We start from the raw sequence: 12854 nt of genomic DNA on the forward strand, positions 1-12854 counted from the left end.
GGCGGCGTTTAGCCTGGCTAAACGCCGCCAGCCGTTACTCGTCGAAGAACCAGTAGCCCTGGTTAATCAGTCCGGTCAGTTCGTCAATAAACGCCGGATTGTTCAGCGCCTCGCCCAGCTCAGCCTGGCCGAGTTCCGTGTAGCGACACAGCACGTCCGCAGCCTTCGCATCTACCGTTTCCAGCAGTTCGCTGTTGATGAAGACGCTGCCGTTGATATTCAACACGCGCAGACCGCTCAGGCGAGACAGCGTTTCGCCACCCTGCAATGCATCACGCACTTCTTCTGCCGTGTACGGCGGTTCTGCGGTGGCAATATCCAGCTCATGGCGCGGCGTCGAGACAAAGCTACCGAACCATTTCGTGAAATCATCAGGCTTGCTGATCATGTCGATCATCATCTGGCGAATACGATCCAGCTCGTACTGTTCCACGCGTCCTGGATGTTCGCGGCAGGTCAGATCCGGATCGCTGTAGTGCTCGCCGCCCAGATCGTTTTCCAGCGCGTAATCGGCAAAGCTGCTGATCAGATCGCGACCGTTCGGACCACGGAAACCGACGGAGTAGTTGAGCGCCGTTTCGTGGGTAAAGCCGTCGTGCGGGAAGCCAGGTGGAATGTAGAGGATATCGCCCGGGGCCAGATCTTCGTCGATGATCGGCTCAAACGGATCAACGTGCAGCAGTGCCGGATGCGGGCAGAACTGGCGCATTGGCAGCTTGTCACCCACGCGCCAGCGGCGGCTTCCCATCCCCTGAATGATAAACACATCGTACTGATCGATATGCGGGCCCACGCCGCCGCCAGGGACAGAGAAGGAGATCATCAGGTCATCCAGACGCCAGTCTGGCAAGACGCGGAACGGGCGCACCAGCTCCGCGGCAGGCATGTGCCAGTGGTTTACCGCCTGCGCCAGCAGCGACCAGCCGGTTTCACCCAGGCCATCAAAGTGCTCAAACGGACCATTGCTGGCCTGCCATTTACCGTTGGAATGGCTGACCAGACGGCTATCGACTTCAGGCTCCATCGCCAGCCCTGCCAGTTCGTCCGGGGTAATCGGGTCGACAAAATCAGGGAAGGCATTTTTCAGCACTACGGGTTGTTTCTGCCAGTATTTTTCAAGAAATTCCGGCCAGTTCAGGTTCAGTTGATACGCCATGGGTAGCACCAGTGAGAGGGTAAACAGGCGCGATTATAGGGGAGACGGTCAAGGGGGAACTTGTCATGGGTCAAACGAGAGGAGAAGGCCGGCGCAAACGTCCGGCCCTGAGGGATCAATCCAGCTTCAGATCGTCATAATGCGTAATCAGTTTACCCACAATGCCGTAGTCCAGCGCTTCTGCCGGAGACATCCAGAAGTTGCGGTCGGTGTCTTTTTTCACTTTTTCCAGCGGCTGGCCGGTGGCGTCAGCAATCAGCTTGTTCACGCGATCCAGCATGCGGATGATCTCGCGCGCTTCAATCTCAATATCCGTCGCCTGACCACGCACGCCACCCAGCGGCTGGTGGATCATAAAGCGGGTGTTGGGCAGAGAGTAGCGATGTTCTTTTTTCGCCGCCAGGAAGATGGTGATCCCGGCGCTCGCCACCCAGCCGGTGCCGATGATGTGTACGTCCGGACGGATGAACTTGATGAAGTCATGGATGGTATCACCCGCTTCCACGTGGCCACCCTGGCTGTTGATGTACAGCTTGATCGGATCGTTGCTCACGCTTTGCAGCAGGATCAGTTGGGTAATGACTTTTTGCGCCAGTTCCTGGTTGATCTCACCGGAGATAACAATCGAGCGGGACTCGAGCAGTTTTTGCTGCAGCGCGCCCGCGCCGTTTGACCCTTCCGCTTTATCCTTATCGCCTTCTTTCAGTGTGTAGTGCATTGTTATGTCCTCAGCATTTAGCGCTCAAAACCAGAGTGTAGCCTGTTTTACCGGTCAAAGTCCTCAGGCGCACACAATGCGAACATCCTGCGCCGCAAACGCGTCGATAACGTCCTGTTTAATATTCGCGTCCACCACCAGCACATCAATGTCCCGGCTCTTTGCCACGACAAAGCGCGCCACGCCGGGAAGCTTGTCAGCAGTCAACGCCACGATGGTCTGGTTGCTCTGGGCGATCACCGCTTTTTTGAACGCACAGTCGGCAAAATCAAAGCCGGTCAGCCCCATCTCAGGATCCATCGCACAGCCACCGATAAAGGCCTGATCAAAGATAATCCCCTCAAGCTGGCTTGCAGCCGTGGCACCCACCGTCGCGCCGGACGCCCGCTGGATCTGCCCGCCAGTGATGATCACCTCACACAGCGGATGTTGCAGCAGCGCGGTCGCGATGGCCGGGGAGTTGGTCACCACCGTCACGCTGAGTTCGGCAGGAAGGGCTTTCGCCAGCGCCAGGTTGGTGGTGCCCGTATCCATAAAGATACAGCCACCTGCTTTGATCAGCGTTGCCGCTTTCTGCGCGATTGTGGTTTTTTGTGCACTGTTTTCCTGCTCGCGGCGGCTAAATATCCCCGCATCCGGCAGCTGAAGTACCGCGCCACCGTAGACCTTTTTACAGAAGCCCTCTTTGCTAAGCTCATGTAAATCACGGCGAATGGTGTGCTCGGAGACCTTCATTTGTGTCGCCAGTTCGGTGCACACCACCCTTCCGCTCTCCTGAAGGATCTGACGGATCAGCACTTGTCGTTGCTCCGGAAAAGCAGCATAATCGAGCATTATAAGTCCTTTAAAATAACAAAACCGAGCATCAAAGCGCATAATGTTGCACTGCGCGAGCTCTGTCAATCAGCACTCACCGCGAGGATAACAATGAACATTGCCCATGTTGCACTCTGGACCCGACACCTTGATGCACAGGTACAGTTCTGGGAAACGGTTTTTGGCGGACGCCGTAATGAACGCTACCTCAGCAAAAATCGCCCGGGCTTTGCGTCACATTTTATTACCCTGGATGGCGGGCCAACCCTTGAACTGATGACGGTGCCGGACCTGCCCGACGCCCCGGCTCATCCGGAGTTTATTGGCTGGGCGCATATCGCCATTCACGTCGGCAGCCAGGCTGAAGTGGACCGTATGGCGGCGCAGGCGCAGTCAAACGGCACCCTGCTCAGCGCCCCCCGCAAGACCGGGGATGGGTTTTATGAAGCGGTGATTGCGGACCCGGACGGCAACCGGATTGAGCTCACAGGAGAGTAAAAGACATAACGCCTGCCATGCAGGCGTTAATGTTTAATTCACCGTGGCCGGGCGCGCCAGATTTTCCTCGCCCTCACGTTGCTGCGCTTTCTCGTGCTGACGTTCCGCCAGTAACCGACAAATCTCCGCATGCTTCTCCTCGGTAAAGGTAAAGCGCGACATAAACCCAAGCCGGATCAGCGAGCCGATGGCGGGCAGCAGACAGATACCAAAGAACAGCCCCGACAGCACGCCGTCACTCTGGGTTTGCGCCTGCGGGACATAGCCGATCATCGTCAAAAACACGCCGATTAACCCACCGCCGACCGCCACCGACATCTTGCCGGTAAAGGTCTGTCCGGAGAAGGTGATCGCCGCACAGCGCTTGTGGGTGTGGTACTCCGCATACTCAATGGTGTCGGCAATCATCGACGAGGTGAGAATGTTGGACATCATCACAAACAGCGTACTCAGGCCAAGCAGGATAAACAGCATCGCCGTCTGCTGATAGCCCACAAACCACATCACCACGCGTACCGCGACATCCAGTCCGCAGAGGATCATAAACAGCTTCCGCTTCTGCATCCTGCGCGTCAGCATCGGGGCGACGAGACACACCACCGCCGCCATAATCCCCATCACGCCGATCGCCATCTGCAGACTGCCGTCACCCATATTGTTGATAAAGAAGTAGATGTAGAGGCCGCCGGCCACGTTATGGAACACGCAGAAGAAGAACGACAGCAGCACGATAAACAGCGGCTTGTTCTGGCGCAGGTTATGAAAAGTGTCACGTATCGTCACCTTTTCCGGACTCGGCGGCACACGCTCCTTAATCTGCATAAAGCCGTTGAGCATCAGCGGCAGGCCGACCAGCATCATCACCAGCGCCGCCATAAAATAGCCTTTGTCGTTGCTGTACTGGGCGAAGAACGCCGCCAGTTTCGGAAAGAAAATATTGGCGCAGGCGATCCCGGCGTTAACCCCCAGCATGGCCGCCGTCACCGCGCGGGTGCGCTGCCCGGAGTCGTTAGTCATCACCGACGACATCGACCAGAACGGGATATCAGAGATGGCGTACAGCGTTCCCCACAGAATGTACGTCACCCCGGCGTAGAGAATTTTGGTGGTCATGTCCGCTTCGATTTTATAGAACGACAGCAGCGTGACGCCGGTAATGAGTAACGGGGCGATCAGCAAAAAGTGGCGAAACTTGCCGAACCGGGTGTTAATGGTGTCCATTATGCTGGCAAATAGCGGGTCGTGAACCGCATCCCACGCGCGGGCAATCAGGAAGATGGTACTCGCCGCCAGCGCCGAAATCCCGAGCACGTCGGTGTAAAAATAGTTAATAAACGAACCCACTAAACCAAAGCTAAAACACTGACCTAATCCATAACCAAAATAAGACCACAACTCGCGAGACGGTATTTTCATTGTCATTGCCATAGTGCGTACCTGGTTGCCCGGCGGCAGACCGCCGGGTCGATATTATTAGCCCTGCGCTTTCGGGGCGATCTTACGGAGCTTCTTCATTAAGGCCATTTCACTGCGCGAGAACGGGATACCGTTCTCCTCAAAGACGTCGTGGAACCAGAGGCGGCAGTAGTCCGTAGACTCCTTCATCACCACCGGCCACGGCAGCCACGTCTGGGTTTTACCGCGCACCAGCCCCCATTGATACGGCGCGACCTTCGCCGTGTACATCAGCGGGAGCTGCTCCTCGAGGGTGCTGCCCACGTGGCGGGCCAGCCATTCGGTGCAGAAGATTGGCCGCCCAAGCGCCTGCAGCTGCTGGATAATCGCGGTCATGCGTCCGGTGTTGGTGTAAGCGTGGAAGCTCACCACGTCGGATAGCGCCAGCGCGGTTTGATCCAGCGGATGCTGATAAAACGTCTCGCCCTCCTCTTCCGCCGGCAGACGCCACGCGCAGACGGTGAGCGGCTGAGTGGGATCCTCTTCACGCACCCACCGGAACGCCAGCTTCATCAGCTCATGCGCGCAGGCCTCCAGCTTCGCGTCGTACTGCACCTCCTGCGTACCGGTCGCAAAAATGCCGCGGTTGCCCGGCTCGTTATACAGATCCCATAGCAGTACGCGCTCATCGTCGCGGAACTGGCGAATAACGTCGCGGATATAGCGCTCAATCTGCGGCCAGCAGTCGGGATTGCAGACTTTATCGCGCCCCGGGCTCGCTGCCGCCTGGCTGTTGTGCTTGCCCGGTACCGGCGGTTTTTGCGGCCCCAGATACGGTTCATCGCCGGAGAAACCGCAGTCGTCCATCAGGGTCAGCATGGTGCTGAACCCGTGGCTGTCGGCCATCGCCAGAAACGCGTCGATGCGCGCCATCAGGCCGTCGCGGTCGTGTTCCCAGACAATAAACGGCAGGTTGATGCGCAGGGTGTTGTAGCCCGCCTCCGCCGCCCAGCCCAGTTCGCGGTCAATGGTATCGGCATCGAAGGTCTCTTCCTGCCAGATATCGGTCCAGTTCACCGCCGTCGACGGTAAATAGTTAAACCCACACAGCCAGCCTTTTTGTTCATACCACGCCTGTGCCTGCTCCCTGCTCCACTGCTCTTTCATTACGCGTCCTCTTACTGATAATATTTAGCTAATAAATATTAGTTGCGGGATAAATGCGCAATTCATGACGCTCCGAAAAGCGACAGCCTTCACAAAGTTCATGCAGGCGCGAATAAGAAACGTGATCGACGGCGCGTAAGCGAACAGTTAGGGTATGATGCGGTGTCGCGAGAGGGAGAGGACGGATGAAGCGAAAAACAAAAGTCACGATGAACGATATTGCGCGGGCGGCGGGGGTGTCGCAGGCGACGGTATCGCTGGTGCTCAACCAGTCCCGTAACATCAAGCTCAGCGACGAGACCCGCCAGCGGGTGATCGGCGTGGCGACCGAGCTCGGTTATGACCGCCTGCCTGCCATTCACGCCCCGCGCAACCAGGAGGAAATCGCCCTGCTGGTAAGTTCCCTGCAAAGCTTTGATCCCTTTATCGATGCCATCAGCCAGGCGCGGGAAGCCGCATGGCGCAACGAAGCGCTGCTGACGGTGTACGACTACGGTGATGACGTAGAGCTGGCGCTGAACATTATCCGCCAGCTGGAGAAGCGCAACTGCGTGGGGATTATCCTCGCCTCCCCCGTTACCACCCTTGTCGACATGACCGCTTTTCAGGACTGCACCCGCATTCCACTGGTGCTGCTCAATCAGCGCGATCCCGGCTCGCCGCTGCTGCCGTCGTTTATTCCGGACGACTACGCCAACGCCTTCCAGGTGACCAAACACCTGATCGCCTGCGGTGCTACGCGTATCGCCCACATCACCGGCGAGAGCTGGATGGAGGCCTCCCGCCAGCGGCTGGCCGGCTATCAGGCCGCCTTACAGCAGGCCGGTTTAGCCTGTGACGAGAGTCTGGTGCGCCAGACCAACTGGCAGTTCAGCGAATCCTTTACCGCCACCACCTCTCTGCTGGCGCTGGACGAACGCCCGGACGCCATCTTCTGCGCCAGCGACTGGCTGGCGATCGGCTGCTATCAGGCGCTGGCGGTAAACGGCGTGCGCATCCCGCAGGATATGCTGCTGGCGGGCTACGACGACCAGAAGATCTCCGAGCAACTCACCCCACCGCTGACCAGTATCCAGCTTCCCTACAGCGAACTGGGACGGCTGGCGGTGGAGTACCTGTGCAATCAGGAAGATGCCGCCACCCACGTGACGCTGGCGGGCAGGCTGAAGGTACGGACATCAAGCCTCGTCTGAGGTGAAGACCATTCCGGCATAGGGTTTCTCCCGGCACGCCGCCAGCCGCGCGGCGAGGCTGCCCACGTGCAGTTCCAGCTTGTGCCCGTCCGGGTCGAGAAAATAGAACGATGCCCCCTCGCTTTTGTTTTGCTTCCAGACGGTAACGCCCGCCTGCTCCAGCTTGTGCGAGAACGGCTCAAAATCTTCCGCCGCCACGGTAAACGCGTAGTGGGTATAGTCGCTCTCCTGCGGCGGCACATACTGGCGCGCCTCGTCGTACGACAGGCAGACCCACAGATCGCCGCAGGTAAGATAGGCCCCGGTATTCCAGCGGGCGTGCAGCGTCAGCCCCAGCAGCTCGTGCCAGAAGGTAACGCTTTTTTGCAGGTCGCTGACCGCGAGGGTCAGATGGTTGAGTGATTGCAGCATGACGTGCCCTTTTGTTTTTTGCGCCAGACGTGGTACGGTAACTTCATGAACATAAACCACGCCGTGCTCACCGTAAACCGCTGGTGGCTGCCTTCTTAAAGGCGGCACGGAGTAGTTTTCCCCATTTTCAGATAGCCGCCGAAAGGCGGCTTTTACATTTCTAAGACCCCTTTCGGCACTTGCACATTAAGGAGTCTTTATGAACGTTCAAACCATCCTCACCGGCGACCGCCCAACCGGCCCGCTGCACCTGGGCCATTTCGTCGGTTCGCTGCGCCAGCGCGTGGCGCTACAGCAGACGCATAACCAGTATGTATTGATTGCCGACCTGCAGGGGCTGACCGACAACGGCAGCAACCCGCAAAAAATCCGCGACAACATCCCTGAAGTGCTCGCCGACTACCTCGCCGCCGGCATCGACCCGAACCTGACGACACTCTGCCTGCAGTCCGCCCTGCCCGCTCTCGCCGAGCTGACAATGTTGTATATGAACATCGTCACCGTCGCCCGTGTCGAGCGTAACCCGACGGTGAAAAACGAGATTGCGCAGAAAGGCTTTGCCCGCTCGCTGCCGGTTGGTTTTATGGCCTACCCCATCAGCCAGGCGGCGGACATCACTGCGTTCAAAGCCGAGTGCGTCCCCGTCGGCGACGACCAGCTGCCGATGATTGAGCAGACCAATGAGATTGTGCACAAGATGAATAGCCTGTTGCCTGCCCCGGTGCTGCGCCACTGCAAAGCGATGCTCAGCGACACCGGCCGCCTGCCCGGCATCGACGGCAGCGCCAAGATGTCGAAATCACTGGGCAACACCCTGCACCTTTCCGCCAGTGAAGAGACGATTCACCGTGCGGTCAGTGCCATGTACACCGACCCGAACCACCTGAAGGTGAGCGACCCGGGGCAGATTGAGGGAAACGTGGTGTTTACCTACCTCGACGCGTTTCATCCGGACAAAGCGAAAGTGGCAGCGATGAAGGCACATTATCAGGCGGGCGGACTGGGTGACCGGGCATGCAAGAACGAGCTGGAGGCGTGCCTGCAGGAGCTGATTGCACCGATGCGGGAACGGAGGGCGATGTACATGCAGGATAAAGGGGAGCTGATGGCGATGCTGAAGCGCGGCACGGAACGGGCGCAGGCGGTGACGCAGGGGACGCTAAAGGAGGTGAAGGTTGGGCTGGGGGTGCCGGTGTTTAGTTAAGTTAGTTTGAGCGGTGGAGTGCGTGGGATTGGCATGAAACCGCTTATTGTCTCATTTAAGATAATATTAATGCCCCTAATAATTCTTAATTTTTCGTGTAGATTATATAAATTGCTTTAATTGCATTAATATTACATCGATATTACTCTTTATAACAGATTTAAAGAGATACTATGGCTGACGTAGAAGATATAGCGAGGAGATTATGCAATATAATCTCCTCGCCTGATACCGTGACTGGACTTATAAATGGAGGGCTATCTGTACCGTTAGATTATGGATATCGGGTTTATGGTATCGTTGACACGGACACACGATATACACACAAGACTGAGAAAATAACAATAGAAAAACCAAAAACAAACACTACGGCAGGGTCATATGAGTAAGTTTACCATCCCAATTATAAACCTGCTTCTTTGCTCATATTTAATTTTTGCCTATAGTCTTTGCTGGATTGAATTCGACACATGGCATGATAAAACAATCGCCTTTTCCATCATTACTATGAGTGCTTACATTATTTCATTAGTACTCAATAGATTACTGCCAGGAAAGATACTTACTTTAGGTGGGATCCTGAACGTGTTATCAGGCCCTGTGCTCGTGGTAGGTGCATTTGCTTGCATAGCTATCCTTGAGCCGTGGCCTTTGAAAATTCCTGGCTTATTAATATGGGTCGTGGCAATGTTATATCTACCTTCTTTTATAAACATTTAATAGAACAGTGTGGTGCCGGGTGCCTCCCGGTGAGCAAAGCCCGCATAATGACGTTAACCTATAAATTATGCCCCACCGCACAGGGGGATTCACCACAACACGAAGTATATGAAAAATACCGCGATAAAAAAGCCATTCAAACCGACAATAAGACAACAGTCATTTCGTCATTTTTCTTAATCATGCCCTGCCAGACACACTACCGCATCCACCCTTCGGCTTATAAAGCATGCCCAGCGGAATAAATCATTGCTATCTCTTTAATAGCCTCAACTTTCGCCATCTTATTAACCTTTCGATTTATTGATGTATTTCATTTTTGTGCCAGGATTTTTAACGAATAAAAATGAATGCATGGAAGATGCCCTACCTCTCCTCCGGCAAAGAGATGGACAAATAAGATGAAACTCAGGATAACATTACTTTCAGTACTGCTGGCGCTTCCGCTATTTACTCAGGCGACCTGCAACGTACCGGAGACGCTCTCCGGCAAAATCTTTATCAATAAAACGGGTCCGCTATGGTCTGTGCAAAACCCCAATGCCGATAGCCTGCTCCGGCTGGAGTTCACTGACGATACGTATACCAGCCATATCTTGCGCACAGGCAATAAGGTGCAAGGGAAATACCGTTATGAAGTTTTTAAAAGCCAAACAGGCCTGGCACACAGCGTAGGTGTTCTGGAAGCGGAGGAGGATTTTCAGGGCCAGACGACACTGTTTACCCTCACGCTCGTCTGCCTGAGCGACAGGACCGGCACCTTTGTCTACAACCAGCGCCAGGGCGCCATTAAACCGGATATCAGGCAGAACACGGGGGTCTGGATAGTTCAGGATCCTGCGACCTGAAAAATCCTACTGCCATCCGGGACATTTTCCCTTAAGCATAATCGTGAAAAAGGACAAACAGATGAACACCTACCACGCATTCCCCTGGCAACGGGTTGTTAGCGCGCAGGGCTATACGGCAAAATCAAAGGAAAATGTAATTCACTTCACCGACACGCTGTTCTGTATCGACGGTAGCGGCACCATTGTGGATATTATTCAACATAACGATGGCGCGTTCCGGCACGTACGTGACGCCGCCCGTAAAGCGGGTAAGCTCACTGAACTCTCTTCTGACCAGTATCTTCTGCCCGGCCTGATCGATTTGCATGTCCACGCCCCGCAGTGGCCTCAGATGGGCAAGGCGCTGGATAAACCGCTTGAGAAGTGGCTGAATGACTACACGTTCCCGCTGGAAGCCCGATACGCCGACGTCGATTTTGCCCGCCGAAATTATACGGAACTGGTCAGCGCGTTGTTGGCGAACGGCACAACCACCGCCGTCTACTTCGCCACCCTGCACACTGAAAGCAGCGTCGAGTTGGCCCGCATATGCCTGGCCCAGGGGCAGCGCGCCCTGGTGGGCCGCGTCGCGATGGACGATCCCTCCCAGTGCCCTGACTATTATCGGGACGAAACGGCGGCATCGGCCGAGGCGGAAACGCGTGCATTTATTCGCGCTGTCGCAGAGTTACCCGGCAATACGGCAAAACGTGTGCTCCCGGTTATCACCCCGCGGTTTATTCCCTCCTGCACGGACGACCTGCTGAAAAGACTGGGCACGGTGGCGAAAGAAACAGGCTGCCACGTGCAAACCCATTGCTCAGAAAGTGACTGGGAACATGGTTACGTTAAAGAACGCCTGGGGAAAACGGACACCGTGGCGCTGCATGATTTTGGCCTGTTGACCCAAAAAACCATCCTCGCGCATTCAAACCACATTGAAGATGACGATGCTGACCTGATTAAGAAAACCGGGGCTGGCGTCGCGCACTGCCCCCTTTCAAATTTCTATTTTGCCAATGCAGTATTCCCTCTGCGAGCAATGCTGGACCGTGGACTGAACGTCGGGTTAGGCACCGATATTGCCGGTGGCCATAGCCCCTCGGTATTTGATGCCTGCCGCCATGCCATCACCGCCAGTAAAGCCCTGAATGATGGCGTCGATGCCCGTATCAAACCGGAACACCGCGGCAGACCAGGCTCGGCAGTCAGCTTCAAGGAAGCATTCTGGTTGGCGACAGCCGGTGCGGGTGGCGTGCTTGAGCTGCCTGTAGGAAAGCTGGAGGTCGGATACCAGTTCGATGCCATCGTTATCGATACCCGGGCTGCAGGAAGCGATATTTATATTCATCCTGCTGAAGACCAGCCTGAAGATAAACTGCAAAAAATCATCTTTAACGCCAGGCGAAATAACATCAGCCGTGTCTGGGTAGACGGAAAAGCCGTGAAAGTTCAGTAAGGTCATACAGCGGCACCGTCTGCGGCATCATCGTGGCTCCCTGTGAAATGCTTTCCTTTTCTCAGGGAGAGGTATGCCAGAAGCGAGCCTGGTGTAAACACGAAGCAGGGATTATCCGCATGGCTGAACCAGCAAGCGGGGAGTTGAAGTTTTGCAGCGACCTGTTTGCCCCCCGTATTCGGCCATTGTCGTCTTCCCTGCTAAGTTTGAAATGACTTGAGTACACGTCTCCACGAAAATGCGCGCCCCAGCCAAACATGTTCTCATCCTTTTTAGCCCTTTTTCACCTCGTAATCCGGTAGCGAGAATCGAGTGATAAAGGTATTGAGCGCGTTGGTATCAGGTAGCGCGGTCAGCGCCCCTTTGCGCGTTGTCGCGAGGGCACCGCAGGCGCTGGCCTGAGCCATGGACTGGTGGAGTTGTTCAACATTCTGCGGCATCCCGCGATGTGCAATCCAGGCCAGCAACCCTGCGACAAACGCGTCGCCAGCCCCGGTTGTATCAATACTGTTGACGGTATAACCGTCGAAATGAATAACGCTGTCGCGCCACAGCACCATGGCACCTTGCTCACCGTAGGTCACGACTTTGAGTTGCGCGGGCAGAGCATTGAGAGCATTAAGCGCATGGGAAAAATCGTGAGAGCCTGTCATCCAGTGCCATTCTTCTTCCGAGAGTTTAAGAATGTCGGCCTGCGCGGCGAAATGACGCACCGTCTCGAGCATTTCATGCTTATCGGGCCACATTTGCTCCCGTAAATTCACGTCGAAACTCAGTAATCCCCCACGCTGTTTTACATGGCTGATGGCGGTGACGAGCGTATGACGACACGTTTCGGCGACCAGGGCCAAAGAGCAGAAGTGCAGAATATCGTCGCTAAAACCGGGCAGCGCATCGGGCGTTAAAAATTGATCCGCGGAGGGGTTGGTTAAAAACGTAAATCCACGCTCGCCAGCGCGGCCCAGAGAGACCAATACCGTGCTGGTTCTGTGCTGATTATCCAACTGCAGACTTTCGGTTGAAACGCCTGCGTCAGACAACGTTTTCTTCAGAAAATAACCAAAGTCATCCTCACCGACCCGGCCAATAAAACCACTCTGGCAGCCCAGACGCGCAGCGCCAATTGCCACATTGAACGGGGCACCTCCTGCGCAGGCCTGATATTGCATGTCTGAAAGCGGTAGAAGATCCACCACTGCATCGCCAAGAGTCCAGATATTCATGACATTTCCTCAATAATAATTAACTTTTTAAATGTGACCTGCGGGAAGGTCAGTTTTTTAATAG

13 protein-coding genes and 1 pseudogene are annotated in these 12854 nt (G+C 55.5%); 7 read left to right on the forward strand and 7 right to left on the reverse strand.

All coding sequences use genetic code 11. The annotated features are described in order from the left end of the window. Positions 1–34: 34 nt before the first annotated feature. The 3 genes from AM410_RS04155 to AM410_RS04165 form a co-directional block, all read right to left on the reverse strand. Complete coding sequence (locus AM410_RS04155) at positions 35–1156, reverse strand: ribosomal protein uL16 3-hydroxylase (RefSeq protein WP_040018535.1); 1122 nt, start codon at positions 1154–1156, stop codon at positions 35–37. 115 nt (positions 1157–1271) lie between these two features. Further along, positions 1272–1874, reverse strand: coding sequence for an ATP-dependent Clp protease proteolytic subunit (locus AM410_RS04160; RefSeq protein WP_014168451.1), 603 nt, complete (start codon positions 1872–1874; stop codon positions 1272–1274). 63 nt (positions 1875–1937) lie between these two features. Next, entirely contained in the window at positions 1938–2708 is a 771-nt protein-coding gene (locus AM410_RS04165) for a DeoR/GlpR family DNA-binding transcription regulator (RefSeq protein ID WP_108647528.1), read from the reverse strand. 93 nt (positions 2709–2801) lie between these two features. Here AM410_RS04165 and AM410_RS04170 point away from each other — a divergent pair, with 93 nt between their 5' ends. Then, the gene (locus AM410_RS04170) at positions 2802–3188 is read left to right on the forward strand and encodes a VOC family protein (protein WP_108647530.1); all 387 of its coding nucleotides are present in this window, start codon (positions 2802–2804) and stop codon (positions 3186–3188) included. Between the two features lie 33 nt (positions 3189–3221). Here AM410_RS04170 and AM410_RS04175 read toward each other — a convergent pair whose 3' ends face one another. Both AM410_RS04175 and AM410_RS04180 read right to left on the reverse strand, forming a co-directional pair. Next, the gene (locus tag AM410_RS04175; RefSeq protein WP_020885339.1) at positions 3222–4616 is read right to left on the reverse strand and encodes an MFS transporter; all 1395 of its coding nucleotides are present in this window, start codon (positions 4614–4616) and stop codon (positions 3222–3224) included. 45 nt (positions 4617–4661) lie between these two features. After that, on the reverse strand, positions 4662–5750 hold the full coding sequence (locus AM410_RS04180; protein ID WP_108647532.1) for a cellulase family glycosylhydrolase: 1089 nt from the start codon (positions 5748–5750) through the stop codon (positions 4662–4664). A 185-nt stretch (positions 5751–5935) separates the two neighbouring features. Here AM410_RS04180 and AM410_RS04185 point away from each other — a divergent pair, with 185 nt between their 5' ends. Then, the gene (locus AM410_RS04185) at positions 5936–6943 is read left to right on the forward strand and encodes a LacI family DNA-binding transcriptional regulator (RefSeq protein ID WP_014168446.1); all 1008 of its coding nucleotides are present in this window, start codon (positions 5936–5938) and stop codon (positions 6941–6943) included. Here the strand turns inward: AM410_RS04185 and fosA are convergent. Further along, positions 6929–7354, reverse strand: coding sequence for a FosA/FosA2 family fosfomycin resistance glutathione transferase (fosA, locus tag AM410_RS04190; protein WP_047743480.1), 426 nt, complete (start codon positions 7352–7354; stop codon positions 6929–6931). The genes AM410_RS04185 and fosA overlap by 15 nt on opposite strands. Before the next feature lie 199 nt (positions 7355–7553). Here fosA and trpS point away from each other — a divergent pair, with 199 nt between their 5' ends. The 5 genes and pseudogenes from trpS (at position 7554) to guaD (ending at position 11567) form a co-directional block, all read left to right on the forward strand. Then, complete coding sequence (gene trpS / locus AM410_RS04195; protein WP_108647534.1) at positions 7554–8558, forward strand: tryptophan--tRNA ligase; 1005 nt, start codon at positions 7554–7556, stop codon at positions 8556–8558. 173 nt (positions 8559–8731) lie between these two features. Next, a pseudogene (locus AM410_RS24075) lies at positions 8732–8899 on the forward strand (hypothetical protein); the annotation flags it as partial. Positions 8900–8939: 40 nt separating this feature from the next. Next, positions 8940–9278, forward strand: coding sequence for a hypothetical protein (locus AM410_RS24290; RefSeq protein WP_108647536.1), 339 nt, complete (start codon positions 8940–8942; stop codon positions 9276–9278). Between the two features lie 401 nt (positions 9279–9679). Beyond that, positions 9680–10126, forward strand: coding sequence for a hypothetical protein (locus tag AM410_RS04210; RefSeq protein ID WP_108647537.1), 447 nt, complete (start codon positions 9680–9682; stop codon positions 10124–10126). 61 nt (positions 10127–10187) lie between these two features. Further along, positions 10188–11567, forward strand: coding sequence for a guanine deaminase (gene guaD / locus AM410_RS04215; RefSeq protein ID WP_181012751.1), 1380 nt, complete (start codon positions 10188–10190; stop codon positions 11565–11567). A 272-nt stretch (positions 11568–11839) separates the two neighbouring features. Here the strand turns inward: guaD and AM410_RS04220 are convergent, their stop codons facing one another. Further along, positions 11840–12790 carry an aminoimidazole riboside kinase gene (locus AM410_RS04220; RefSeq protein ID WP_108647541.1) on the reverse strand — a complete coding sequence of 317 codons (951 nt, stop codon included), beginning with the start codon at positions 12788–12790 and terminating at the stop codon, positions 11840–11842. Positions 12791–12854: the final 64 nt, after the last annotated feature.

Source organism: Enterobacter cloacae complex sp. FDA-CDC-AR_0164 (assembly GCF_003071645.1).
GTDB lineage: Bacteria > Pseudomonadota > Gammaproteobacteria > Enterobacterales > Enterobacteriaceae > Enterobacter > Enterobacter ludwigii.